This window comes from Marinobacter sp. UBA2688, from assembly GCF_002352785.1.
GTDB lineage: Bacteria > Pseudomonadota > Gammaproteobacteria > Pseudomonadales > Oleiphilaceae > Marinobacter > Marinobacter salarius.
Window position 1 is genome coordinate 338 of sequence record NZ_DELU01000006.1, and the last position, 26,425, is coordinate 26,762.

At 59.4% G+C, this 26,425-nt stretch carries 22 protein-coding genes; 4 read left to right on the forward strand and 18 right to left on the reverse strand.

What is annotated here, in order from left to right; genetic code table 11:
• Positions 1–108: 108 nt before the first annotated feature.
• From nirD to B3M52_RS01205, 8 genes are all read right to left on the reverse strand, one after another.
• Entirely contained in the window at positions 109–477 is a 369-nt protein-coding gene (nirD, locus tag B3M52_RS01170) for a nitrite reductase small subunit NirD (protein ID WP_036201963.1), read from the reverse strand.
• Positions 478–676: 199 nt separating this feature from the next.
• Complete coding sequence (gene nirB / locus B3M52_RS01175; RefSeq protein ID WP_075196316.1) at positions 677–3,190, reverse strand: nitrite reductase large subunit NirB; 2,514 nt, start codon at positions 3,188–3,190, stop codon at positions 677–679.
• 29 nt (positions 3,191–3,219) lie between these two features.
• Positions 3,220–4,449 carry an NAD(P)/FAD-dependent oxidoreductase gene (locus B3M52_RS01180; RefSeq protein ID WP_075196315.1) on the reverse strand — a complete coding sequence of 410 codons (1,230 nt, stop codon included), beginning with the start codon at positions 4,447–4,449 and terminating at the stop codon, positions 3,220–3,222.
• Positions 4,450–4,744: 295 nt separating this feature from the next.
• Positions 4,745–5,614 (reverse strand): ABC transporter ATP-binding protein, encoded by an 870-nt coding sequence (locus tag B3M52_RS01185; protein ID WP_227662383.1) that lies wholly within the window; start codon positions 5,612–5,614, stop codon positions 4,745–4,747.
• Positions 5,615–5,794: 180 nt separating this feature from the next.
• The gene (locus B3M52_RS01190; RefSeq protein ID WP_075196314.1) at positions 5,795–6,790 is read right to left on the reverse strand and encodes an ABC transporter permease; all 996 of its coding nucleotides are present in this window, start codon (positions 6,788–6,790) and stop codon (positions 5,795–5,797) included.
• 24 nt (positions 6,791–6,814) lie between these two features.
• Positions 6,815–8,170, reverse strand: a complete 1,356-nt coding sequence (locus B3M52_RS01195; protein ID WP_075196313.1) for a CmpA/NrtA family ABC transporter substrate-binding protein — start codon at positions 8,168–8,170, stop codon at positions 6,815–6,817.
• A gap of 212 nt (positions 8,171–8,382) precedes the next feature.
• Positions 8,383–9,624: a CmpA/NrtA family ABC transporter substrate-binding protein gene (locus B3M52_RS01200; RefSeq protein ID WP_075196312.1), complete on the reverse strand. Its 1,242-nt coding sequence runs from the start codon at positions 9,622–9,624 to the stop codon at positions 8,383–8,385.
• Between the two features lie 22 nt (positions 9,625–9,646).
• A complete protein-coding gene (locus B3M52_RS01205) occupies positions 9,647–10,273 on the reverse strand; it encodes an ANTAR domain-containing response regulator (RefSeq protein WP_036201980.1) in 627 nt (208 codons plus the stop codon).
• A 477-nt stretch (positions 10,274–10,750) separates the two neighbouring features.
• On the opposite strand from B3M52_RS01205, the gene B3M52_RS01210 reads away from it, so the two are divergent.
• On the forward strand, positions 10,751–13,426 hold the full coding sequence (locus B3M52_RS01210) for a nitrate reductase (RefSeq protein WP_075196311.1): 2,676 nt from the start codon (positions 10,751–10,753) through the stop codon (positions 13,424–13,426).
• Here the strand turns inward: B3M52_RS01210 and B3M52_RS01215 are convergent.
• From B3M52_RS01215 to B3M52_RS01240, 6 genes are all read right to left on the reverse strand, one after another.
• A complete protein-coding gene (locus B3M52_RS01215) occupies positions 13,406–14,107 on the reverse strand; it encodes a hypothetical protein (RefSeq protein WP_075196310.1) in 702 nt (233 codons plus the stop codon). The two genes, B3M52_RS01210 and B3M52_RS01215, sit on opposite strands and share 21 nt — an antisense overlap.
• 123 nt (positions 14,108–14,230) lie before the next feature.
• Positions 14,231–14,749, reverse strand: coding sequence for an Hcp family type VI secretion system effector (locus tag B3M52_RS01220; RefSeq protein ID WP_007155157.1), 519 nt, complete (start codon positions 14,747–14,749; stop codon positions 14,231–14,233).
• 208 nt (positions 14,750–14,957) lie between these two features.
• Complete coding sequence (locus B3M52_RS01225; RefSeq protein WP_286748563.1) at positions 14,958–15,731, reverse strand: energy transducer TonB; 774 nt, start codon at positions 15,729–15,731, stop codon at positions 14,958–14,960.
• Positions 15,731–16,141, reverse strand: a complete 411-nt coding sequence (locus B3M52_RS01230) for an ExbD/TolR family protein (RefSeq protein WP_075196308.1) — start codon at positions 16,139–16,141, stop codon at positions 15,731–15,733. Before B3M52_RS01230 ends, B3M52_RS01225 begins: the two co-directional genes overlap by 1 nt.
• Positions 16,138–16,539: an ExbD/TolR family protein gene (locus B3M52_RS01235; RefSeq protein ID WP_075196307.1), complete on the reverse strand. Its 402-nt coding sequence runs from the start codon at positions 16,537–16,539 to the stop codon at positions 16,138–16,140. Before B3M52_RS01235 ends, B3M52_RS01230 begins: the two co-directional genes overlap by 4 nt.
• Positions 16,526–17,326: a MotA/TolQ/ExbB proton channel family protein gene (locus B3M52_RS01240; RefSeq protein WP_075196306.1), complete on the reverse strand. Its 801-nt coding sequence runs from the start codon at positions 17,324–17,326 to the stop codon at positions 16,526–16,528. Before B3M52_RS01240 ends, B3M52_RS01235 begins: the two co-directional genes overlap by 14 nt.
• A 217-nt stretch (positions 17,327–17,543) precedes the next feature.
• On the opposite strand from B3M52_RS01240, the gene B3M52_RS01245 reads away from it, so the two are divergent.
• Complete coding sequence (locus B3M52_RS01245) at positions 17,544–19,898, forward strand: sensor domain-containing diguanylate cyclase (protein WP_075196305.1); 2,355 nt, start codon at positions 17,544–17,546, stop codon at positions 19,896–19,898.
• Here B3M52_RS01245 and B3M52_RS01250 read toward each other — a convergent pair whose 3' ends face one another.
• Both B3M52_RS01250 and B3M52_RS01255 read right to left on the reverse strand, forming a co-directional pair.
• Positions 19,899–20,663 carry a sulfite exporter TauE/SafE family protein gene (locus tag B3M52_RS01250; protein ID WP_041335677.1) on the reverse strand — a complete coding sequence of 255 codons (765 nt, stop codon included), beginning with the start codon at positions 20,661–20,663 and terminating at the stop codon, positions 19,899–19,901. It lies immediately after the preceding gene.
• A 14-nt stretch (positions 20,664–20,677) separates the two neighbouring features.
• The gene (locus B3M52_RS01255) at positions 20,678–21,583 is read right to left on the reverse strand and encodes a hypothetical protein (protein WP_226909971.1); all 906 of its coding nucleotides are present in this window, start codon (positions 21,581–21,583) and stop codon (positions 20,678–20,680) included.
• Between the two features lie 265 nt (positions 21,584–21,848).
• Here B3M52_RS01255 and B3M52_RS01260 point away from each other — a divergent pair, with 265 nt between their 5' ends.
• Both B3M52_RS01260 and B3M52_RS01265 read left to right on the forward strand, forming a co-directional pair.
• Positions 21,849–23,336 carry an amidase gene (locus tag B3M52_RS01260; protein WP_075196304.1) on the forward strand — a complete coding sequence of 496 codons (1,488 nt, stop codon included), beginning with the start codon at positions 21,849–21,851 and terminating at the stop codon, positions 23,334–23,336.
• Between the two features lie 149 nt (positions 23,337–23,485).
• Entirely contained in the window at positions 23,486–24,121 is a 636-nt protein-coding gene (locus B3M52_RS01265; RefSeq protein WP_036202020.1) for a hypothetical protein, read from the forward strand.
• Positions 24,122–24,169: 48 nt separating this feature from the next.
• Here the strand turns inward: B3M52_RS01265 and B3M52_RS01270 are convergent, their stop codons facing one another.
• Positions 24,170–25,291, reverse strand: coding sequence for a HupE/UreJ family protein (locus B3M52_RS01270; protein ID WP_075196303.1), 1,122 nt, complete (start codon positions 25,289–25,291; stop codon positions 24,170–24,172).
• Entirely contained in the window at positions 25,288–26,385 is a 1,098-nt protein-coding gene (locus B3M52_RS01275) for a tetratricopeptide repeat protein (RefSeq protein ID WP_075196302.1), read from the reverse strand. The genes B3M52_RS01270 and B3M52_RS01275 overlap by 4 nt, the downstream gene beginning before the upstream one ends.
• Positions 26,386–26,425 lie beyond the last annotated feature (40 nt).

Below are 26,425 nucleotides of genomic sequence, written 5' to 3' on the forward strand. Positions count from 1 at the left end.
AAAGAACTCGCTTCGCTCAGACACCTTTTTCCTGGCAGAAAAAATAACCCCACCCCCCAAATCGGCTTTTCGAGCCCTTGCAGAAGCCTGCCCGGGGAAACTAACGGGTTAGGCCACGGCTGATTCCTTGTTGGTGGCAGGGATTTCCACGCGGACGTTGTTGCCGTCCAACAAGACCGGGTACGTTTTCACGGCTACCGCCTCGTCTTCCAAGCACTGACCGGTTTCCAGGTTGAAGTGCTGTTTGTACAGCGGTGAAGCCACCACCGGCTGCCCTTTCAGATCCCCGGTAATCCCCCGCGCCAGCACGTTCTTACCGGTAAACGGATCGGTATGACTGATCGCAAACAACGCCGGCAACCGATGCGGCAGATAAAACACCGCCACCGGCCCGTCTTCCGTCCAGACCGCAACGCCGGACTCGGGCACAAGGTCATCAACGGTACAAACAACGTCCCAGGAAGTGCGTGCTTTCATAACGTTCTCCAATGTTGTTCAGGTTCGCCAAAGGCGTTAACTCGTAATGTGATAAGCATTTAACCAGCGATAACGGGTGATTCAATGAGCGTGGGGGTCGATATTTTTTCCCGCCAGGAAAAAGGTGTCCGAGCGCAGCGAGTTCTTTTTCCCAAGGGAAAAAATATAGACCCCCGCGCTCCACCCCAAGCCACCAGTCCTAAGCAGGCTCCCCCTCAAGCAGAGGCCGACGCTGCTCCCGTTCGGTAGTCCACTCCTGAACCGGATCCTTCTTCTCCGGAGCATTCACAAACTCCCGGAACCGCTTCCGCTTCTCAGGATCCTCAACCGCCGTCTTCCACTCGCACTGATAGGTATCCACCAGATCCGCCATGTGATGCTCCAGCTCCTGACCAATACCCAGGCTGTCCTCCAGGACCACCTGCTTCAGATAGTCCAGGCCACCTTCCAGGTTCTCCATCCACACACTGGTGCGTTGCAGACGGTCCGCGGTGCGCACGTAGAACATCAACACCCGGTCGATAGCGCTGATCAGTTCCTCGTCGGACAAATCCGTGGCAAACAAATCCGCGTGGCGCGGACGCATGCCGCCGTTGCCGCATACGTACAGGTTCCAGCCGTTCTCGGTGGCGATCACGCCGATGTCCTTACTCTGGGCTTCCGCACATTCGCGGGTGCAGCCGGACACCGCCATCTTGAGCTTATGGGGGGAACGCAGGCCCTTGTAGCGGTTCTCCAGAAAAATCGCCATGTCCACACTGTCCTGCACGCCGTAGCGGCACCAGGTGCTGCCGACGCAGGACTTCACCGTACGCAGGGACTTGCCGTAGGCGTGGCCGGTTTCGAAGCCGGCGGCGATGAGTTTTTCCCAGATTTCGGGCAGTTCGCTCAGGGTGGCGCCGAACAGGTCCACCCGTTGACCGCCCGTGATCTTGGTGTACAGGTTGTATTCCTTGGCCACTTCACCCAGCACAATCAGCTTGTCCGGGGTGATTTCGCCGCCCGGCACCCGAGGCACGATGGAGTAGGTACCGTTCTTCTGCATATTGGCCATGAAGGTATCGTTGGTGTCCTGCAGGGGCACGTGGTCGGTGGCCAGGATGTGCTCGTTCCAGCAGGTGGCAAGGATGGACGCGACGGCCGGTTTGCAGATATCGCAGCCATGACCCTTGCCGTGATCACGGATCAATGTCCGGAAGGTGCGGATGCCATTGACCTTCACGATATTGAACAGGTCCTGGCGGCTGTACGGGAAGTGCTCACAGATGTCCTTGCTGACTTCCACGCCGCGTTTTTCCAGTTCGCTGTCCACCACGTTTTTCAGCAGTGCCGCGCAGCCACCACAGCCGGTGCTGGCCTTGGTTTCTGCCTTAACACCAGCAAGGTCGGTACAGCCGGCATCGATCACGCCGCAGATATCGCCCTTGGACACGTTGTGGCAGGAGCAGATCGAGGCGGTTTCCGGCAGGGCATCCGGGCCCAGCGCGGGAGCACCGCCCTGGTTTTCCGGCAGAATCAGGGTCTCCGGGTTCTCCGGCAGCTCAATGCCGTTCAACGCATATTGCAGCAGGGTGTCGTAGTGGCTGTTGTCGCCCACCAGGATGGCGCCCAGCAGGGTCTTGCCATCTGCGCTGATCACCATGCGGCGGTAGTGGCCGGCCTGCTCATCGTTAAAGCGAATGTTGCGGGCGCCCGGCGTCTGGGCATGGGCATCGCCGATCGAGCCGACATCCACACCCAACAGCTTGAGCTTGGTGCTCATGTCGGCGCCGGTAAAGGCGGCCTCACGGTCACCATTCAGCACGGAGGCCAGGGTGCGGGCCATGGTGTAGCCCGGTGCCACCAGGCCAAAAATCTTCTCACTCCACAGCGCGCACTCGCCAATGGCGTGGATGTGGGGGTCGGAGGTGGTGCACTGGTCGTTGATGACAATGCCACCGCGTTCACCCATGGCCAGTTCGCTGGAACGGGCCAGGGCGTCCTGGGGGCGGATGCCGGCGGAGAACACGATCAGGTCGGTTTCCAAATGGGTATCGTCACTGAAATTCATCCGCAGGCGGGCTTCTTCGCCTTCAACGATTTCAGTGGTGGCTTTCTCAGTATGAACCTGCACCCCGAGCTCTTCGATTTTATGCTTTAGCAGGGCGCCGCCGTCAGCGTCGAGCTGTACCGGCATCAGCCGGGGTGCAAATTCCACCACGTGGGCGTCCAGGCCCAGGCTCTTGAGGGCATTCGCTGCTTCCAGACCCAGCAGGCCACCGCCCACCACTACGCCGGTTTTAACACCGTCGGCGCTGGCACGGATGCTGTCCAGGTCTTCCAGGGTGCGATACACGAGGCAGTGGGGGTTCTCGTTGCCCTTGATGGGCGGCACGAACGGATAGGAACCGGTGGCCAGCACCAGTTCGTCGTAGGCGTAATCGCCCATCGGTGTGGTAATGGTTTGATTGGCGCGGTCGATGCCGGTTACCTGTTCGCCCAGACGCAGGTCGATGTGGTTCTCGGCGTACCAGTCGGTGGTGCCCATGGCCAGGTCGACATGGGTGGAACCACCAAAGTACTCGGACAGGTGAACCCGGTCATACGCCAGCAGTTTTTCTTCACCAAACACCTTGATGTCGAAATCGGCCGCTGCCGGGGTTTCCACCAACTGCTCCAGGAAGTGGTGGCCGACCATGCCGTTGCCAATCACGATCAGGGTTTTCTTGCTCATGGTAATTCCTCTCTCTGTTCCCGGCCGCTTTACGCGGCTTCGCAGTAGTGCTTGCCAAAGGCCAGATGGGCCCGGTAAGGGCTGATGTCATCGGCCTGTTGAATGCGTTCGCTGTACCAGGGGCCGTCGCTGGTTTCACCGAAGAGCACGGCGCCTGTGAGTCTTTGGTCGCGAATCAGCAGGCGGCAGTAGCGATTGGTGTCGTAGTCCTGCCAGACCACGGATTCGGTCTCAGCGTCCGCGTCGGTCTGGCCGCAGGAAAATATCGGGATGCCGCTGATTTTCAGGCGCGTCGGGATGATGGATGGCTCAAACGTCGCCTGGCTGTTCTCGTCGCACAGCACCTGTGCCAGCACGTCCGCCTGTTGATAGCCGGGCTCCACCAGCCCGAAGGTCTGGCTGCCGACCTGGCAGCATTCGCCTAGTGCATGGATGTATTGGTCGCTGGTTTGCAGCTGCGGATTCACCCGGATGGCGCGTTCACAATCCAGCCCCGCTTCCAGAGCGAGTTCCGTGTTCGGGGTAATGCCCGCGGCGATCACCACCAGGTCGGTGCTGATCAGGGTTTCGTCGTCCAGCTGCACGGCACGGACCACATTGCGACCGAGCAGGGCCACGGGAGATGTTTGCGTGCGAATGGTCAGCCCGCGTTTGGTCAGGGCCTCTTCCAGCAGGGCGCCGCCGGCCGGGTCGAGTTGCCGGTTGAGAAGATGGCCGCTACGGTGCAGTACGGTCACCGCCATACCCCGGCTGCGCAGGCCTTCAGCCGCCTCCAGACCCAGGAAACCACCACCGATGACCACCGCGCGGCGATGGCGTTGGCTGATGTTGATCAGACGGCGGGTATCCTGCAGGTCGCGGAAGCCCATCACACCGTCCAACTCCTCACCCTTCAGGCCAAGACTGGCGGAGCGGGAACCGGTGGCCAGAACCAGGCTGGTGTAGTGTTGAGTCCGCCCGCTGGCAGTGGTAACCGTGTGCTCTTCCCGGTTAATGGCGGTAACGGGATCTCCCTGATGCAAGGTGATGTTGTTGTGCTGATACCAGTCCGGTTGCTGCAATTGCAGACTGTCTTCGTTGGCATCGCCGGCCAGCAGGGCCGAAAGCTGGATGCGGTTGTAGGCAGGGCTTGCCTCGCCATTGAACACCACAATGCGTGCAAAAGGCCGATGCGGTTGAACAACCAGTTTTTCGAGCAGACGCTGGGCCACCATGCCGTGTCCGCAGATAACGAGAGTCTGTTCTGCCTTTGCGCTCATGATGGTGATGCCCTTCTTGTGTCCAAAACGAAAAAAGCCGGAGCATCTGATTCCCGAAGGAACTCGATGGTCCGGCGCCAATGCCAACAACAATGATCTGATGGTCCGGCCGATCCTTAGCCGGGACATTCTTCCCTGTATCTACAGTAGCGAACGCCGTGCCAAAATTATTAGTCCTTTATTTACAGTAAGTTGAAAGATGTCGCTTTGAGCTTGGCCCGAAAACTGTGCGCTCTGACAGGGCGACGTGCACCGGATGAGTGCTTCTGAAGGGCGCGAGCTTCTCCGTTTGATTTCATGCAATGCGGCGAACGGGGCTCTCAGAATGCTCGTTATCGACATCCGGTGAGCTGTCTTCCTGCGACGCCGCTTCGGCTTCAGCGGTGGGCTTATCCTGTTCATCCTCGCCTTTGCCGGGGAAGCGCTGTTTTTCATACAGGAAGGACAATACCGCCTGACGGTAGCGCACATATTCTGGATGGTCGGCCAGGGTGACCCGGTTGCGGGGGCGCTCCAGCTCAATGCGCAACTCTTCCCCGATGGTGGCAGCCGGCCCGTTGGTCATCATCACAATGCGGTCCGACAGCAGCACGGCCTCGTCCACATCGTGGGTAATCATGATCACCGTGCTGTTCAGGTCCTGCTGAATTTTCATCAGCGAATCCTGCAGGTGGGCACGCGTCAGCGCGTCCAGCGCGCCAAAAGGCTCGTCCATCAACAGTACGCTGGGCTTCATCGACAGTGCCCGGGCAATCCCCACCCGCTGGGCCATACCCCCAGAGATCTCTCCGGGGCGTTTATCCAAGGCGTGGTCCATGTTGACCAGCTTGAGGTTGTGAAGAATCCATTCCTTTCGCTCAGCTCTGCTCATGGATTTGCGGAATACCTGCTGCACAGCCAGTTCAACGTTCTCGTAAACCGTCAGCCAGGGCATTAACGAGTGATTCTGAAACACCACCGCCCGTTCCGGCCCCGGTGTGTTCACCTCATGCCCGTCCAGTACGCAGCCACCGCGGGTAGCCTGGAGCAGGCCGGCCACAATATTCAGCACAGTGGACTTGCCGCAACCGGAGTGGCCAATCAGGGAAACGAATTCCCCTTTTCGGATCTTCAGGTCGACGTTTTCCAGTGCTACGAATGGCCCATCTTTTGTATCAAAGGCCATCTGCACATTGGTCAATTCAAGATGCGACTTACTCATGTTCTTTCTCCTCTGGTTTCGGAGTACGAGCTGGCAGGGAGGGTGGTCCGGGGCACGCTGTGAATACGTCCCTGTACGCTCGACAAAAACATCCATGTTTTTGACGTCCCCGGACCACCCTCCCTGCCAGCTCTATGCCGAGTTTTATTCGTTCCAGGCTACTTTTTTCTGAATCAGTAGCATGATTCGATCAAGAAGGAAGCCAATAAAACCGATGGCCAGTACCGCCACCATTATTCGGCTCAGGGATTCACTGCTGCCATTCTGGAATTCGTCCCAGACAAATTTTCCGAGGCCGGGGCTCTGAGCCAGCATTTCGGCCGCTATGAGAACCATCCAGGCGATGCCCAGGGACACTCTCAGGCCGGTGAAGATCATCGGAACAGATGACGGCAACACGACCTTGCGAACGTGAGTCCAGAACGACAGTTGCAGCACTTTTGAAACGTTTAAAAGATCGGGATTTACCGCTGAAACCCCAACGCTCGTGTTAATCAGCGTTGGCCACAGGCTGCACAGGGTGACTGTGATCATCGAGGTCAGGAATGACTTCTCGAACATCGGGTCATCACTCACGTACGTAGCGGAGACCACCATCGTGACCAGCGGCAGCCAGGCCAGTGGCGATACCGGCTTGAAAATCTGGATCAGAGGATTGATGGCCGCCGAGAAGTGGCGGTTCAGGCCGATAATGATGCCTAGAGGCACGGCAATAAGGGTTGCCAGTACAAAGCCGGCCAACACCGTACCCAGGCTGGTAAAGATCTGGTCGATGAACGTGGGTGCGCCGGGATAGTCGCGGATTTTCACCTCCGCGTCCGGGTTCTCCGCCAGGATGCGTTCGTTGCGATCCTCCTGCATGGTGACAAACTGCGCCGCCCGGTCCCGCTGGTTGCTGTGCTCCTGCCACAACTGCCCAGACTGCTCCAGCACATCGGCGGGGCCCGGGAAGGCCCCCAGCGATGTTTGCACCTGGGGCGCGGCCAGATGCCAGAAGCCGAGGAACAGCGCGATACCGATAGCTGGCAGCAGCAACTGGCGGAAGGTTTCGGCCAGGTTCTGGCCGGACAGCTTTTCCGTCAACGCACGGAGCCAGCGTTGGCCTGATGATAACGAGTCGGTCTGGCTGAGCGTGGTCATGTGATGTCTCCTGACACTCAAGTCTTAAGGGGTTTGCGAGCCTTTCAGGCCAATCTCAAAGCTGTCGATGTAGGCGTTCGGTTCCCTCGGAGTGAAGGCCACGCCGTCGATCAGCTCGCCCTGGTGCGGGCGCGCAAAGTTTTCCGCATCCAGGTCCGGGAAATCCTCTGCCTTGAGCGTGCCGTCCTCGATCAGGGTTCGGGCCGCTTCCTTGTAGATATCCGCGCGATAGACCTTGGCTGCGGTTTCCATATACCAGTCGTCGGACTTCGGCTCGGCAATCTGCCCCCAGCGGCGCATCTGGCTCAGATACCAGATGGCATCGGAGGGATACGGGTAGGTGGCGTAGTAGCGAAAGAACACGTTGAAGTCCGGCACCTTGCGGACATCGCCTTTCTCGTACTCGAAGGTGCCGGTCATGGAGTTAGCGATCACTTCCTCGTCGGCGCCCACGTAGCTTGAGCGGGACAGGATTTTCACCGCCTCTTCACGGTTGGCGTTGTCATTTTCATCCAGCCAGTGGGCGGCGCGGATCAGTGCACGAAGCAGCCTGAGATGGGTGTTGGGATACTGTTCTGCCCAGGCTTCAGTAACACCGAATACTTTCTCAGGGTTGTTGGGCCAGATTTCGTAGTCGGTGATGACCGGCACGCCGATGCCTTTGAACACTGCTTGCTGGTTCCAGGGTTCGCCCACGCAATAGCCCTGAATGGTGCCGGCTTCCATGGTGGCCGGCATTTGCGGTGGCGGCGTGACCGACAGGTGAACGTCGGCGTCTATGTTGCCGCTGGTGTCACCACGCTGGGGAGCGTAATAGCCTGGGTTCAGGCCGCCTGCAGCGAGCCAGTAACGAAGCTCGTAGTTGTGGGTGGACACCGGGAAAACCATGCCCATGCGAAAACGCTCGCCCTTGTCACGGTACTGGTCGATGACCGGTTTCAGAGCAGTGGCGCTGATGGGATGAGCGGGATTGCCGTCGCTGCCGTCTTCAATGTGTGGGCGCATTTGCTCCCATACGTCGTTCGATACGGTAATGCCGTTGCCGTTCAGGTCCATGCTGAACGCGGTGATGATGTCCGCCTGGGTGCCGTAACCAATGGTCGCACCAAGTGGCTGGCCTGCCAGCATGTGGGCGCCATCAAGGGTGCCGGTCACCACGCCGTCAAGCAGAACTTTCCAGTTGGCCTGGGCTTCCAGTTCCACGAACAGGCCTTCATCCAGGAAAAATCCCTGTTCCCAGGCAATGGCCAGTGGCGCCATGTCCGTCAGTTTGATGAAGCCGAGCTTCAAGTCTGGCTTTTCGGCCGGGCCGATGTCGGCGTGTGCTGAGCACGCCGCCGTCAAGATCAAGAATGTCGCTGCCAGTGTTCTCAGTTGCATGGTGCTCTCCCGGAGTATTATTCAGACAAAAAAAAGCCTGCCCCCCGTTTCCGGGACGCAGGCCTCAATGCCTGATGTTCTGTCAGTTTTCGTCACTGCCGTTTACCCGCGCAGTGAATGCGAGATCGTCCATGTTGACAAAGCAGTCTGCGTGCCATGTTTTTAAATTATTGATATTTATAAATAATAATGAATGAGCACAAAAATGAGTGTTATTGAGGGCGGGATTTCGTGGCTGTTTTAGTGCGTGACGCTTCTTTATTGGGCGTAGCCATGGGGTTGTCGGCCAGCCAGTCGTGGAGGTGCTCTCCCAACAGGCGGTCGCTGGCAACATCCACGGGGCCGTAGCGCCCCGACAGGGTAAAGGGGAGTTGGTGCCGGCCCTCGGTCTTGCTGTCGATAACCGGTGCGTCAATGCCCATGGAAGCTGCGGCGTTGCGGAACAGATCCGGCCTGACGACCTGACGAACCATGGCGCCGTCCACCGGGCCGAGTTGCCCTCGGAGCGTCAGGCGGGTTGCCAGCCAATGGGCTTGTGACAGCCAGGGGAAGTTGGCGGAGTGGCGAAAAAAGTGTTGATGCAATCGCGGATGGAACAGACTGTACGGGTGGTTATCCAGCACGTTGATCTGTTCACCCAGATACTCGGGCCTGGCCAGGATGTCCCGTAGCAGGCGATGGTTGTGAGGGTTATCCAGCCACTGACAGGCTGCAAGCAGTGCCCGCAACAGGTGCCGGTGCATCACGTCGTGCTGCTCCGTCCAGTCGGAGCGCATACCCAGAACCTTTTCAGGGGCGTTCTGCCAGATCTGGTGGCCGGAATGGAGAATATGCCCCAGCTTCTCGTACTCCAGCAAGCTGTTCCAGGGCTCACCGACGCAGCAGCCTTCGATGGTATTTGATCGAAACGCGTCCACCATCTGTATCGGGGATACGGGGATGATCTGCACGTGCTTTTCCGCGTCTGATCCGGCAGAGGCCAGCCAGTCCCGGAGCTGAAGGTCATGGCTGGACCAGGGCGCCACGGAGGCCAATCGTATTGGCTCGCCTCTGCCCCTGGCCACGCGTATCAGCGCGCGAGCGGTGGCAATGGGGTTCTCCAGATCCGTGGCTGAATGGGTCAGTTCGTGATGCAGCCGAGCGCTGAGGGTAATCCCGTTGCCGTTGCGGCTCAGCACCATGCCGACCACAACGGGCACTTTGGGGCGGTCGGTCGCCAGGGACATACTCAGCGGCATCGGCGCCAGCATGTGGCCGCCGTCCAGCAGGCCAAAACTGACCTTGTCGCGCAATGATGCCCAGGAGCCTTCACGCACCAGTTCCACGTCCAACCCTTCGGCATCAAACAGCCCCAGCTCTCGCGCAACAATCAATGGTGCGCTATCGAGCAGCGGCACAAAGCCGAGGCGGACATTGAATCCGGGATGCTTGTGAAGCGGGGTTGGACGAACCATGGATGCTCCCTAACAGCGTTGATCAGGATGCTTTCTGGATGGCACCGGCCGAGCCCTGGCTGTGTCGTTCCAACAGCTTGATAACGCGCCCCGCCATCACCGCCAGGCGTTCGCTGTGCTCCATGGCAGAGCTGCGCAGCATACGATAGGCCGTTTCCTCGTCGCAGTTTTCATGCCGCATGATCAGCCCTTTGGCTTTCTCAATAACCTTGCGGTCTTCCAGTGCCGAGCGGGTTTCCTCCAGCTCTGCCCTCAGTGCCTGAAAGGATTCGAACTGCGCTACGGCTGAGTCAATGATCGAGCGAACCCGGTCCGGCTGTATGCCGTCGACAACGTAGGCGCTGACCCCCGCCTTCACTGCGGCATGGATGGTGGCGCGATCACCGGGCTGGTCGGCGAAGAAAACGATGGGCCGGGGTGCGTGAGTGTTGAGGGTGCTCATGTTCTCCAGGGTATCCCGGTCGGGCGAGTCCATATCAATGATCACCATGTCCGGCTGGTCGCGGGCAACCGCTGCGGTCAGGCCGGTAGCATCCGGGCGCTGGCGAATGACTTCATGGCCCTCATGTCTGAGCGCCTGGCAAACCTGGCTTGCCCGTTCGGGGTCCTTGTCGATCAGAAGGATGCGAAGGGGTTCTGGCGAATTCATGATGGTTTCCTCGATGTACAGGCATTGGATGCCTTTCTCTTTAACGCTGTCAGCAAAACGGTTCCATCAGTGTCAGTGCAATAAATTTGCCAGGGTCACGGGAAGTGCCTTGCGAGCAGGGGAATAGCCGTTTCTCAAGGTCATGGGCAAATATTTTTATTCGTTAACTGTGCGCTCTGATTGGGCGTTTTTGAGCGTTTTGCACTGTTATGACTCCTGGCACGGGGGTATTGAGCGGTCCCAGAGTTTGCTGAAACACCTGCTGGCCGGTTTTCTCCGGGAGTGGCCCTGGATTTGCACGGGCTTTGGGAAACGTTTGTAGCGAAAGCTGACACGCCAACCATAAACTGCCAGGCCCGGGGTTACTTGATCCCGGTACTGAATGCTGGCAACGAAGCCCGCATGCCCGGTTCCTGCCTGTTCAGGGAGTTCCGGACATTGCGGGCTTTTTTGTGCGTGTAACACTCAGGAGACACCGTGGACTTACTCAACACTACTGGCCCGGACCCGGTTCATACCACCTGCCCCTATTGCGGGGTAGGCTGTGGCGTGATGGCCTATTCCGACGGCGGTACACCGGTGGCCGGGGACAAAGACCACCCTGCGAACAAGGGGCGTCTGTGTGTGAAAGGTGCCAGTCTTCACGAAACCACCGGCCAGGAAGACGGACGGTTGCTGTTCCCGATTGTCAGGGGGCGCCGCAGCGAATGGGAGCAGGCGCTGGACGAGGTGGCGCATGCGATACAGGACAGCGTCAAGACTCACGGCCCACAGTCGGTGGCCTTTTACCTGTCGGGCCAGTTGCTGACCGAGGACTACTACGTCGCCAACAAGCTGGCCAAAGGGTTCATTCGCACACCTCATGTAGATACCAACTCCCGGCTTTGCATGTCGTCGGCTGTGGCTGCTCACAAACGGGCCTTTGGGGCGGACGTGGTTCCGGGTTGCTATGAGGACCTGGAGCTGGCTGACCTGCTGGTTCTGGCTGGCAGTAACGCCGCGTGGGCGCATCCGGTGCTTTACCAGCGTATGAAGGCCAGCGCGCGGGATGGGCGTCGAGTGGTTGTTATTGATCCACGCCGCACCGCCACCAGTGAACTGGCGGACCTTCACCTGGCGTTGCGGCCAGGTACGGATACGGTATTGTTCAACGGTTTGCTGAGTTGGCTCGCCGATCACGGTGGCCTGGATCAGGCCTACATTGATGCGCACTGCCAGGGTTTCGATAACGCATTGGCAAGTGCACGGGCGGCGGCCCCAAGCGTCGAATCGGTCGCAGAGCAGTGTGATCTTGCGCCGGAGGATGTCGAAACCTTTTATGCCTGGTTTGCTCAGACGCCGCGCACCGTCACCGGCTTTTCCCAGGGCATAAACCAGTCGATTGCCGGCACCGATAAAGGCAATGCGATTATTAACAGTCACCTGGCGACAGGCCGGGTGGGTAAGCCCGGAGCGGGGCCCTTCTCCCTGACCGGCCAGCCCAATGCCATGGGTGGACGGGAAGTGGGCGGGCTGGCCAATACCCTGGCCGCTCACATGGATTACGACAGCCCGGGGGCCCGATCACGAGTGGCGGATTTCTGGGGTACCGGTGTGGTGGCCGATGGTCCGGGCTACAAGGCCGTGGACATGTTTGAGGCGGTTCACCGTGGTGATATCCGGGTGATCTGGATCATGGGAACCAACCCGGCGGTCAGTCTGCCGGATTCGGCCCGGGTTCGGGAGGCCTTGGCGCGTTGTCCCACCGTGATTGTTTCAGACTGCGTCGCCCACACCGATACCACGGACCTCGCGGACATCCTCCTACCCGCCGCTGGCTGGGGGGAAAAGGATGGCACCGTCACCAATTCGGAACGCCGTATTTCGCGGCAGCGTTGCTTCCTACCGCTGCCCGCGGAAGTAAAACCGGACTGGTGGATCATGAGTTCCGTGGCCGGGAAACTGGGGTTTGGCGAGGCATTTAACTATAAGCGGCCCGCGGATATCTTTCGTGAACACGCGGCCCTGTCTGCCCATGAGAACAATGGTGAGCGCCTGTTTAACCTTGCCGGCTTGGTGAACCTGTCGGATCCCGGCTATGACACGTTGCAGCCGGTGCAATGGCCAATTCTGGGTAGCACCGGTCCTGGAGTAGTCGATTCGGCACGACTGTTTGCTGACGGCCGTTTTGTCACCGACAATCAGCGCGCCCGATTTGTTGCCATCGAAACCCGATTGGCCGCCCAACAAACCAGTGACGACTACCCCATGGTGGTCAATACCGGCCGTATACGGGACCAGTGGCACACCATGACCCGAACCGCCAACACCCCACGATTACTGACCCACCGCTCAGAGCCCTATGTCGACGTGCATCCCGACGACATGGTTGCGCACCAGCTGAAGGAGGGGCATCTGGCGCGGTTGAGCCTTGGTGACGGCGGTTACGTGGGGCGAGTCCGAAAAAGCCCCGAACAGCGGCGCGGCGAGGTGTTTATACCTATCCACTGGAACCGCCAGTTTGCGTCCAGTGGGGTTGCAACACTGCTGACCGAGTCAGTGACAGACCCTGTTTCGGGCCAGCCGGAGGCCAAACACGGTCGAGCCGACATTACGCCATTCCGCGCCCGTTGGCATGCACGATTGCTGGTCAGGCGCAATCGGCCCCGGCGCTGGCAGGCCGACTACTGGTGCCAGGTGCCACTGCATTACTGCGACAGTTGGTGGCTGGCCGGGCGACAGCCGGTTGACTGGCCGGCGTCGATGACAGAGTGGCTGGGCGGAAAAGCGCATCTGGTAATGGCCGATGTGTCGCAGGGGCGGTTTCGCGCCGCCCGGCTGGTCAACGGGCAGCTGGAAGCGGTGTTGATGGTCGACAGCGATCCGGCGTTGATACCGGAGACCAGTTGGCTGGATCGCTGTTTTGCCGAAACAGAACTTTGCGACTCCAGCCGTCGGGCGCTGTTGGCTGCACGGGACGTCGACGTGGAAGATCCGGGCGCCATGATCTGTAGCTGTTTTCAGGTTGGGGAAAACCAGATAGCCGGTGCCATTGCTGAAGGGGCGCAGTCGATAGAAGCCCTGGGTCATAGCCTGAAGTGCGGCACCAATTGCGGGTCCTGCATTCCGGAGTTGCGCGACCTGCTTGCGGTATCAGTCCGCGAGAGCGCGTAACAGAACCAGGGGGACCCGGTATCGCAAGCCACGGCTGCGCCCGGTGCCCTCCACGGTGCAGGTTTTCCGGTTCACCCGGATGATCCGACCTTCCAGCTCACGTTTGCCGGCGCCAAAGCTCACCGCATCCCCGATCGTCCAGTTCGCTATGAGTTGGCGTGTATCTGGCGCCTCAATGGGATCGTCGGGCACGGAAAGCCCTGCCTTTTCGGCCTGGGTGGCGAGATGACGCCTGGCTGCCTCAGCACCGCCGCTGGCGTGGAGCTCGTCCAGTATCTGGTAGAAATGCTGATTATGGACGGAGTCCCGGTAGCGCTGGCCTGACACATGCTGGAGTAAGTGCGCGAATTCGTGGCAACAGGTGTGCGCCAGCAGGTTCAATGTGGTGACCGTACCCCCGAAATACTCTCTCTGGCGAATCTCCCGCCCGGATAGCCAGCCGCCAACGGCATCAGGCTGGTGTTTGTCCATAATCATGCGCTTGCCGTAGGTGATCTGGTGCTGTTTCAGGCGTGGGTCAAAACGATGGTATGTGGCCTGGCCCGAGCCGACACGGCATAGCAGGGTAGTGGCGGGGAGTTGATCGCGAACCCATTGTCGGGCGGGTGACCATAGTATGGCGTGCGTTGTATCGCACATTAGTTGGCCAATACTGCGAGCCATGGGTGCTTCAATAGTCATCGATCAGGCGCATGTGGAGGTGGCGGGAAACACTCATGCCCTGATGATACCGGGTGTTGGTCTTGCCGTAAAAACAACAACGGCCAGCAAAGGCTGGCCGTTGTGACTTCGTGGACCGGAGGCTTAGCCTTCGATCGGCGAACGCCAGTCGTCCGCACCGGAAGTACCGGCAACAGCGTGCTCCCAGGTTACCTTGCGGTAGGACAGAGACGCGGTTACCAGCTGGGTGAAGTCAGCGCTGGCGGCATCCTGGCAGTGCGGCATGTTGCACTGGATGTCGATGATGGTGGCATCTTCCAGGATGGTGGAGAAGAAGTGCTCCTGCTTGCCTTCAACAGAGGTGCGGTACCACTTCAGCTCAACCTTCGGCAGCATTTCGCCAGAAGCCAGGGCGTTGTACATAAGCGGGGTTGCTTTGTTCAGCGCAGAGGTGAACTTGAACGGCTTGTGAACGCGCTGACCGGAAGGCTGACCGGACTGGGGATCGGTCGGAACGGTGACAACGTGGCTAAATTCCTGAACCAGCACTTCGTCTTCGTGACCTTCAACGTAGATGTTGCCTACGGAGTCGGAGGTGAATGCGCCGGCGGTGATGTTGCCCTGAGTTTGGCCTTCGATGCTGATATAACAAGGAGTTGGCATAGTCTGCTCCATGACGTGTGAATGAGTAAGTGTCCTCGGGATCTCCCTGGACACTTAACACATAACAAAGGCCGTGCCAGAAACATAAATGTCTTTAATAACAATAAGTAACGGTTTCCAGGTTGATAGTCTACGGCTGGGCCAGGCAATCAGTTGCTGGCTTTAGGGCGAGATCTTGCTGGTCGAGCGAAAAATTGCTCAACATTGCTCAACGTAGGTTGAAATTAATCGGCAGGGTATAGGTGAAGGTCTGGCCTTTCATGGAGTCGGGTACTTCCGGCAGTGGTTCGGCGTCCTTGAGCATGTCCAGCGCAGCATCATCGAGCAATGCATGGCTTGAGGAGGCGTGCAAAGAGTGGTCTACCAGAGTGCCATCACGGCTGAACTCGAAAACCACCACCGGAGCGCCTTCCTGGCCAAGACGACGGGCACGACGTGGGTATTCGTAGTAGCGCCCCAGATGCCGGCTCAGTTCCGTGAGGTAGCGGTCCACATCGGAGGACTGTCCGGCAGTGAGTTCAACCTGCTGGCTGAGGCTTTCTTCTTCAGCAGTTTCAGCAGTGTTTTCGGATACTTGCTCCGTGCTCGTGTCGCTTTCAGTCGCATCAACCTGGGGCTCAGGCTCTGTTACTTCGGGTTGCGGTGTCGGCTCAGGTTCGGGTTGTGGCTCGGGTTCCGGTTCCGGCACAATTTCTGGCTCTGGCTCTGGCTCTGGCTCTGGCTCTGGCTCTGGCTCTGGCTCTGGCTCTGGCTCTGGCTCTGGCTCTGGTTTCGGAGTTGGCTCGGGGGGCTGGGGTTCGGGCGTTTCGGGCGCCGGTTTGCCGGCCAGGGAAATCTTGATAGCAGGCGCGGAATTAACGGCGGCGTTTCCGAGCGGTTTCAGTTCAGGAATTCGCTCGGGCGTGGCGATTACCACCACAATGGCAGTGATAACAACGGAAACGAGCAGAAGAAGGCAACGGACGGTCTTGCTGGCACCCATCAACTGGCGGGCTCCGTCAGCAGGATGACTTCCTGATAGCCGCTGTCCTCCAGCACACGAAGCAGCGACTCCAGATCAGACATGGCAATCTCGCGTTCAGCGGCGATTTTCAACGGGGATTCTTCATCCGGCGCTGGCAATGCCTTGGACAGGTCATCCGTCGTTACGGTGCGGCCGTCGACTTGCCACTCGCCTTTTGCAGTGACGGTCAGATCGGCATAGGGCTGCTCATTACCGGCTTGTTGCCCGGTGCCCGGTAGCTCTGGCAACGGGGTGTCTGACAGTTGGCCTGCCACGATAAAGAACATCAGCAGCAGGAATACCAGATTGATGAGCGGCAGGAGAGCGTCCTCGAGACGCTCCATCAATGATTTGCCCGAGGTAACGGGCGGCGGTACCAGATCCGTCATGGCTGCTCCGCAGCGTCAGGGGTGCGCTTCCAGTGCGTGGTAACGCCACTGTCAGTGAGCTGGCTGTAGGCCTGGGTGAAATGGGTCAGTTGGGTGGCAGACTCTGTGGCGAGGTTGATTTCGCTGACGCCGCCGGCCCGGAGCTGCTGGACCAGACCGTCCACTCCATAGGTTTCTCCCTGCCAGCGAGCTTGGCCATCACGCTGAATGACCACTTCGGGGATCGGCTCTCCGGTGACGGAACTGGTGTCGCCCGTGCTGTTGCTAAGCTCCATGAAACTGACCGGCAGCAAACGGCTGGTGAGCATGAAGAACACCAGCAGAATGAAGACCACATCGATCAGTGGGGTGATGCGGATTGGGATCGGGCGTGCCGGGCGTGGTTCAACCAGTTGCATTGGCCAGGCGACCCTGATGCTCGTCCCCGGAATACTCCACAACGCGCCCGGTCCTGGTGCCGGTGGCCGGTGCCGACTCATCGTGGGTCTCCAACGCCGATTCGCTTTCCGTTGTGGCGACGGGGACCGAGAGAATGGTAACCAGTGCGCTATTGATGGTTTTCTGGATACGCCGCAGGCGGAATTCAATCCAGGCGGCCAGTGCGGCAAACGGAATGGCGATAACCAGGCCGGCCGCAGTTGTGGTGAGTGCTTCGTAGATGCCGCCGCTTAGCTGGGAGGCATTGGCGCGCCCTTCGGTGGCGGCCATGGCTCCAAACGCCTCCATCATGCCCAGAACGGTGCCTAAAAGGCCCAGCAACGGTGCCAGCGCGGCAATCACTTCGATGATTTTGAGCGGTGCCTCGAACGGCTCGAGGGCTTCATGGGCGTCCCTGGCGACGGACTCCCGAATCTGCTGGGGATCGGTGCCGGCATTGCGGGCGTTCATGGTGTTGACGATCAAGTGGTGCAGTGGGTTCAGTCGGGCGCATCGGCTTGCGGACCGTTGCAGGTCCTCCGACACGTTGTCGCCAGGCCTTTGTTGCCATTTTGTAATGGCCTTTTTAAGTTTGGCAGTAAACCTGGGGGCAAAAAAAGTGCCGAATAACATGAGGTAAAGAAAGGTGACAACACCTGCCAGGGCAATCGCCAGCAACACAATCATGACGGGGCCGCCCATTTCCAGCAGCTGACTGACCGGGCCGGCGCTGATTCCGGTGGCGTCGGCGAGCAGGGACTCGGACATTGGGGAAACCTCAGTTAAGAAAACAGGTCTAAATAGTAACGATTATCATTGAAATTGCAAGTTCTGTAACCTGCTGAAACCCGAGTCTCTGTTAGACTTACCAATATTAAATCCTCCAGTAATCGACACGTTATCCAGTGAAAAACAGATATTTAGCATTAAGGGGCGTCAACCCGAACCTATCCTGCGTCCATGAAGCGGGAGCCACTCCGCTGTGATGATAAGACGCTGGCTAGCAAGCCTGGTTAATCGTGCTGTTGCCTTTGTCATCCTGGCCATCGTGCTGGCTGCTCTGGCGGTGGCCGTGGTCAGTTCTCTGGTGGGACGCTCGGAACTGGCGGGGCAGACAAGGGAGCAGGTGGAGACCATCGCGGAACTGGTTGCCGGCGATCTTGATGCACGCCTGGCCCAGCGCCGGGATACCCTGACCCATGTCGCGGAAGGATTCACCATGGAAGAGGTGGTGCTGCGTTCCCGCTCCCGCCTTCTCATCCGTCGCGAGATTGCGCTGCAACATATGTTCGACGGGATCTACGTATTTGATGCCAGTGGCAAGGTCATTGCCGAGTATCCGCAAAGCTTCGAGCAGACGGGGTTGGATGTCAGCGGCCGTGAGTATTTTCGACAGACCTCAAGCCAACTCACCTCCATTATCAGTGACCCTTATGTGTCGAATTACCTGGAGCGGCCCGCCGTTATGATGACGGCGCCGATTTTCGATCATCGTCAACGGTTTATCGGTGTGCTGGGAGGGGCGATTTTTCTCGACGGCGACAACTTCATGGAAGACACCAGCGGTGTGAGTATCGGCAAAACCGGCTATGTCAGCATTGCCACACGTACCGGTGTAACCCTGGGCCACGGCCGTACCGGTGAAACCATGGTGCCGCTCAGGCTTGAAAACGAGGCTCACAAGAAGGCGATGGCGGGCTTCGAAGGCACTGTGCAGACGCTTGACCAGGAAGGCACCGAAACCATCACCTCGGTGCGCCAGATGTCACAGGTGCCCTGGTTTGTGGCCGCGGTGTGGCCGGTGAATGAGGCCTATGCGCCGCTCAGCCGGTTGACGGACAGCTTTGCGCAGACTCTCCTGATCGTGATTCTGATTGTGGCGCCCTTGGCGCTGGTGGTGTTTCGTCGGTTGATGGCGCCCATGCGAAATCTGGGGTTCCAGATCAGCGAGCGCCACCTGGGGATACGGACCGAGCCGGTGGACGTTCTGGGAGGCACGGAAATCCGTCAGGTTGCGGAGACCTTCAACACCGTGATGGAAGAGCGTGACGAAGTGCTGTCCTCCCTGGCCGAGCGCGAGGCGTTTTTCCGCTCGCTCACCCAGAGTGCGCCGATTGGCATTATCCAGACCGATGTTCTGGGCAGGATTGAGTTCGTGAACCCGGCGTTTGAGCGGATCATCGGGGTCAGCTCCAGTGACCTCCAGCATACCCCCCTGATTCAAGGTGTATACGAAGAGGATCAGGCTGGCACGGTTGAAGCGTGGCGAGAGGCTCTGCGCAGCAAAACAGTGTTCCGAGGGCGATTCCGCCTGAAAAGCCGCTCCGGAGGTGGCGTGGTGTGGGCGGATGCCATGACGGCGGTGATTGAGACGGAGGAGCGTTCACTGGGTACCATCACCGTAGTCAGGGACATCACCCACGAACTGGAGATCGAGGCGGAACTGGCCGAGCAACAGAAACGCGCGGACAGTATTCTGGGCGTATTGCAGGAAGGCGTATTGATGGTGGATGCCGAAGGCATTATCCGGTACTCCAACCAGGCCGCGTCCGGGTTCCTTGGATTGGCCGAAAACGGCGAGCGGCAGAACTTTTTCACGCTGGTATCGATTGAAGACGAGAACCATCGCTGGGAGGCTGACGATTTTCTGCGCAGTGCCGATGTGGATAGCCTGTATGCCACCCTGCGAAACAGGGCGGGCCAACTCTTCGATATAGACCTGGCAATGCTTCATCTTCGCCGGGAAAGCCATAATCACCGTATGGTATTCGTGATCCGGGACGACAGCGCCCGCCGTCGCGAAGAAGAGCGATTGTCCTGGGAAGCGACCCACGACAGCCTGACGGGCTTGCTCAATCGTCGGGCGTTCAATTCTTCCCTGGTCAAATGCCTGACGGATACCAACAAGAAAACGGCGGCCAGCGTTCTGATGCTGATCGACCTGGACTACTTCAAGCCCGTCAACGACGAAGGCGGGCACTTGCTGGGAGATGATTTGCTGGGGCGACTATCGGACCTGCTCACGCAGTCCGTGCGCCAGTCGGACACGGTGGCACGTCTTGGTGGCGATGAATTCGGTATTATCCTGCCTGCCTGTGGTCAGCCGCGCGCTGTCGAGCTTGCCGAGAAAATCCGAGCCGGTATTGAAGCCCTGCGCATAGAGCAGGACGGCAGGACGTTTGGAGTGACTGCCAGCATCGGCCTGACCGAGATGGGTGTTGCGGATACAGGGCCCCGGGAAGTCGTTGCGCGTGCTGACGAAGGCACATACGCCGCCAAGGCCCAGGGGCGAAATCGTGTGGTGACGGTGCCCTTACCGTCACGGCAGAAGCCGGATTGATCACCACCACCCCGCAGAGCTGCCCGCCTGCCACAGCAAGCGCAGAGCGAGCAGGGTCAGAAGAACGTTGAACACGCGGCTGAAGTGCCGATTGCTCAGGGACTTGAGCACGTGGAGCCCCAGCCAGGTGCCGGCAAAACCAAAGCCGATCATGGCCAGTATGAACATCAGCCAGTCGCGGAAAACGAAACCAGCGAGTCCAAAAACCAACGCCTTGGGTGCGTGCTGGAGCGTCATCGCCGTGGCGAATGTCGCGACGGTGGTGAAACGCTCGGTGTGCATCTGCTTGATGAAGGAGGCCACCAGGGGACCGGTTGCGCCCACAAACAGGGAAATGAAACTGGTTAACGCAGAGGCAAGAAAGATCCCGATGCTGCCGAAGGCTCCCTTTGGCAGAGCGGGGCCCCAGCACAGGTAAAGCACGAAAGCGCCAATGGTCAGTTGCCACAGATAGGGCGGCAGGTCGATCAGCAACCAGGCGCCAAGCCCCGCTCCGACCAGTACCCCTGGTGCGAAGGCTGCAATGGCTTTCCAGTCGGTGTGCTGCCAGGTCAGTGTGGCTCGCCCGGCGTTGGAACCCAACTGGATCATACCGTGAACCGGTATGATCGCCGCCGGTGGTATCCAGAACGCCATCAATACCAGCAGCAGAACCCCGCCCCCGGCGCCAAGGCTGGCGGTAATCATCGACGTAATGACAGAGCTCAGCAGCAGGAAAACGGCCGTTGCGGTGTTCAGGCCTTCCGGGATGAACGTCAGTTCCAAGGCGGGCTCCGGGTTTATTGGCAGAAGCGGGTATCAGCGAGTCGCGCGGTTTTACACAGCGCCTCGGTGGCGAGTTGAACATCCGCCACATAATACAGCGAAGCGAGCCCGAAGCGATCCCGCCCCAAATTGTGGAACACCATGCCAAAGGCAATGTCTCCCGCACTGAATCGCTCATGCTCCTGGGCAAAATAAATCGCAGGCTTCGACAGTGTCTCATCCTCCAGCAGGGACTGAACGCGGCTGGCACCGCCGTGATAAGCCTGGACCAGAAGCAGCGTAAAAAGCTGATCCCCTTTATCATCGGGCAGGTGACCGAAGCGCGCCTCGAAGGGCGGCCTGAGGTTGCGGGCATTCTGATCCATCAGTTTGAGGGCGCAGTCAATCTGTGCCAATCGATGCCAGTGGTTGGCGGGTTTGATCCGGCAGTCTTTGAGCGCCGAGGGTGAGAGCTGAAGGATGCCTTTGGCGTTGGCGGCAGAGTGCGCCCTTTGCTGGCCGCTGCTCTCGATCAATACCTGGCCGCCGAGGTACTTGGGCAGGCTCACCGGCAGATCGAGGCGTTGCTGCTGCTCACGCAGGCTATAAACGTACATCAGTGCCTCGTGGAGTGGCTGTGGTGCTTCCTGAGAGGCGAACGACAGATCGTCCCAGGCACCCCAAATCAGTTCCGAAGGCAGGGTGCCAAGGTAGCGTGCCACGGCTTCATCCAGGTTGACGTGCGGCTGTCGACAGGACAGGGCGAAGGGGTATCCGGTCCTGTCGGGGCCGCCCGGGGTCCAGTCGTCAGCGCGGCCAGTGGCTGCCAGAGAGGCTCTGGTATCATTCAGGCGAACCTGGGTGGCCTCACGGTCGGAGCCATCGTCGATATAGCCAAGGAACTGGCCGCGCATATCGAACAGAATGTGCCGATCGGGCATAGAGCAATAACCGGACTCCTTCAGTACCCAGCGGCGGATGGTTGTGATGTTCTGGTATACCCCCTGACTTGACCAGTAGGGTGAGCTGCGAACAACGCTGGTCCAGTTCTCGGCAGGTTCCGGCGGTTTTTTACTCGCTTGCGAAGTGGACGCGATAACAGATGTGACTATTATAACGACAGCAAGAAAGTGACGCTTAAAGCTCATGTTCATAAATACCGGTTTCCCCAATCTCCCGAAAACAGAATAACAAACGGAATCGATCATGAAGCAATCCGAATACCTCCGATACGACGCGGTAGCGCTTGCCGACCTGATTCGCCGCGGAGAAGTCGCGGCCAGTGACATCTGTGAGGCCGCTATTGAGCGTGCGGCCACGGTGAATGGCAAGCTCAACGCCATCTGCCACCCCCAGTTCTCCGATGCACTGAACCAGGCGCCTACACCGGATAGTACCTTCTCGGGCGTTCCCATGCTGCTTAAAGATCTGGCCCAGGAACAGCAAGGCCAGCCCTGTACCTACGGCAGCCGGGGGTTGAAGAAAAACATCGCATCCCGGGATTCGGAGTTTGTACGCCGTGCACGGGCTGCAGGCCTGGTATTCCTGGGCCGCACCGCAACGCCAGAGTTCGGGCTGAAGGCAGTCACCGAATCGAAACTCTGGGGAGCCTGCCGTAATCCATGGGATACGGATCGGACGCCGGGTGGTTCCAGCGGCGGCTCCGGTGCTGCGGTGGCGGCGGGTATCGTACCCATGGCGGGAGCCAATGACGGTGGCGGCTCGATTCGCATTCCGGCGGCCTACAACGGACTGTTCGGGCTGAAACCGTCGCGCGGTCGTATTTCCTCCGGCCCTTCGGTGGGTGAGGCATGGACGGGCGCCTCGACCGATCACGTGGTCACCCGCACGGTTCGAGACAGCGCCGCCATGCTGGACGTGCTGGCTGGCCCCGCGGTGGGAGATCCCTTTACAATTGCACCGCCGGCCGCCCCCTATGCCAAGCTGATGCAGCGGGCGCCACGTAGCCTCAAGATTGGTGTATTTACGTCGTCGCCCTACGAAACCGACGTGGCAAGGGAGTGTGTGGATGCCGTTGAGGAGACGGCGCGCACTCTGGAAAACCTGGGGCACCGGGTGGAGTATGCGCGTCCGGAATTCGACGGCATGGCCCTCGCCCGCTGTTATCTGGGGCTGTATTTCGGGGAAGTGTCTACGCTGATGGACCGCGCGAAAGCCGAGTTTGGTGCCCGCGATGACGACTTCGAACTGGATACCCGTCTGATCGGTATGTTGGGGCGGACCATGCCTCTACCGGACTACGTGCGCCGTCGCCAGCAGTGGAACGATTTTGCTCGCGCCCTGGGGGCGTTTTTTGAAGGTTACGACATGTACCTGTGCCCGACGGCTGGCCAGTTGCCGGCGAAGATTGGCGAGTTGGATACCCCATCCCATCTGCAGGTGGCTGCCCGGCTGATGTTGCTGCTGAAAGCCGGCAAGTTGGTACACCGCAGTGGGCAAGTCGACCAGATGGCTATGGAAAGCCTCGCCCGCACGCCCTTTACCCAGCTTGCCAACCTTACCGGTACACCTGCGATGTCTGTCCCGCTCGCCTGGACAGCCGCCGGATTGCCGGTGGGAGTGCAGTTCGGCGCTCCGCACGGAGACGAAGGCACCCTACTTCAGCTGGCGGCACAACTGGAAGAGGCCAACCCCTGGTTTGGGCGCTACGAACTGCTGGAAGCAATGATCTGACGCCATGCACTGAAACAATAAATAACGCATTGTGATCCGGGATCACCGTATCCACGTTTATCTTTATGGCAGGAACAGGCTATGCTGTGAGTCAGGAAGAGCCCATTCTTCCTGAACGACCCTGATGGCATCGAGGAGGCGAGCGTATTATGAACCAACCGATGGCAATCGACGAACTGGTGTCTGTAGCACAGGCCGAGGCCATGGGGGAGCTTGATGCCCCAATGATGGCGATCGTACTGTCCAGCGAACAAAGCTACGACTTGCCCATTAACTCTCTTGAAACCGATGCCGACAAGGCCCGCTGGGGACTGATCCTGCGCGCGGCCCGAGAGCATGTGGAAGCCGATGCGGTTGCCGTGCTGTACCCGGCGTGGACCACCATCCGCAGCAAGAAACCGGCGAAAGCCGAAGCAGGGTCAGAGGACACCCAGTCAGTGGCAGATAGCGACGAAGAGCAGCCTGCGCGTGGTGAGGATCCGGCAGAGCCCATCGACACACTGTTTGTGCAGTTGCACACCCGCGACCGCATCTACTGGCGTGGCTTTGAGCAGATCCGTGATCCCAAGCACCAGCGCATTATCGGCTTCCGACGGATCAAGGCCTTGTCCACCGAATACGGTCGTGACGAAGCACCGTCAGTAACCTCCTGGCTGAACACCCTGTTTGAGCCGCTGCCTGATGAAGGCGAGGAAACCGAGGTGGATATGGAACTGGCGGATCTGCTGGATGAACCGGAGGTCAGCGCCGCTCTGTATCCACGCCAACTCCGTGCCCTGCACTGATTAATATGCCATTGGGAGCCCCGGTGTCGAAAGGCACCGGGGCCAGGCTCAGATGGCCATTGCCCTCTCGGCTACCCAGTAAAGGCTGATTGCGCCTACGGCAATCAGTGTCAGCGGAACGACTGCCCTGCCGTAAAGGTGTGTTTTACCCCAGAGGTAAAGCAGCGGGAAGGCAATAACCAGCAGGCCCAAGTGCCCGAGCTCTACGCCAATATTGAAGCCGGCGAGGGCCACGACGGTCTGGGAAACACCGCTGGTGAGATCCCCCAGAACGCTGGCGAACCCGAATCCGTGTATCAGCCCGAACCCAAAGGCCAGCTTCCAGGTTTTCCTGCCCAGTATCGGCCACATCACGTTCATGGCGGCCACCGCTATGGACAGGGCGATGATGGTCTCCACCCAGGCGATGGGCAGACGAACAATGCCAAGGGCTGCCAGTGCCAGGGTTACGGAATGGGCCGCCGTGAACGCGGTCACGATCCCCGTCAGTTCCCATAGCCGCTGCTTCAGCCCCACCGGCGTGCTGCCATCGTTTTTTCTCAGTGTGGCCGGCAGCATCAGCACCAGAAGAAACAGTATGTGGTCGAGGCCGATGAGCAGATGGATGACACCTTCGTAAAGGAAGGTTCCGAACAGCTGCAGGCTTCCTGGTGCGTCTCCGGCGGAGAGCGCCAGTTGGCGACTGTCAGGGCCTACTACCCCCAGCGTGCTGGTGCCGCCGCTTTCAAGGCTTATCAGGCCGCGATGGAGCGGGTCCTGTGAGAACAGAAGGTTGTATGTCAGGGTGTCGGGCGTGGCGCCATCGGGGCAGCTAATGGTGTAGAGACCGGCGGCATAGGGGCCGTCGCTATGGCTGGCAAGCCCCCATTGCTGGCCGGTCAGGCGGCAATCGGCCTGGGCGCTGGACAAGGTTACGCCCTGCTCTACCCATCGAGTAATCTGGTCCCGGCCAGCACGGAGCTCCGCACCACTGAGCTGGCGATCCCCGTTCCGGTCCAGCGGCAAGGCCACCGAGACGTCCCGGAGTGCCACATCGATCCGTATCTCGCCCCGGTCCTGGTTCAGGTAGATGAAGCTGTCGCTGGCTTTGTGGGCCCATGCCGTTCCGGAGATCAGGGTCAGCAGGACCATGGATACCACCAGGTTGCCCCATTGTTTCATACCCCTCATGATTCAGCCTCCGGGTAGCGTGCATCGGTCTGCCCCTGCTCTTTTAGCCAGGTTCTCACCTTCCGGACTGGTTCGTTGTCACCCGCCGCATCGGCGGCACGCAGTAGCAGCCGGGTATCAAGAGGCTCGCGTTGGCTGCGCCAGTTGTCCGCCGCAAAGGTCAATGCGGTCTCGGCATCGCCTTCCACGTCCAGTTGGAAACGCGCCATGTCTCGCTGGTGCAGCAGGTTTCCGCGCCAACGAGCCTCTGCGAAGCGCTCCCTGAGGCTTTCGGCCAACGTCTCTGCAGTCGGGTGCCCTGACTCAGCCATGGCAATAGCCCGAATAACGGCCAGCGAATCCACTTGTTCATAGTCGTCGGTCAGGGCCAGTACCTTGTCATTCTGGTTTCGGCCCAGATACCAGTCTGCCAGTTGGGTGCGGGTATAGAGATCGTCGGGGGCGATGCTGAGCACCGTTTGCCAGTGATCCTCCGCAGCGGGGCTACCTATCTGCGCGGCGATATCCCCCAGGGTTCCCTCCGCCCAAAGCCGACTGGTGACATCGGCATCGGTTGCGTCTGTTCGTCGTTGGAGTTTCTGGTAGGCCGCTTCGGGGCTACCCGTGCGGGCATCAACCTGAGCCGTGCAGCTGTCGGCAATCAATCCGGGGTAGGATTGTTGCAACTGGGCGCAGTGCTTTCGTGCGTCTTCATAATTGCCCTGAACGATTTCCAGGTTGGCCAACAGCAACCGAGCCTGGTTTTTCTGGAGTGTGGCGCTGGATCGGGCTACGACGGTTTCCAGGTCTTTCCTGGCACTGTCAAAGCGGTGGAGGCTCTGGTCCAGTGTTGCCCTGAGGGTAAGCAGCCGGTCGGTCATTTCTCCGGACCATCGCTGCAACATCCCGTCGGCATAGCCCAGGAAACGGGGGTCTCCGGTGCTTCTGGCACGGGAGATCTGATTTTGTACGGTGTCTGCCAACTGCTCGGGCGAATCCGGTAATTCGGACGTGGTCAGTGCCGGCTCTGGCAGTTCAACAAGAATATCGGTGTCGGAAAAATCTGTCTCGATAGGTCCGGGTGCAGCGGTTGCGACGTTTGGAAAACCGGCCATCAACCACAGCCCGACACAAAAAGCCCCGCCCCGAAGGGCA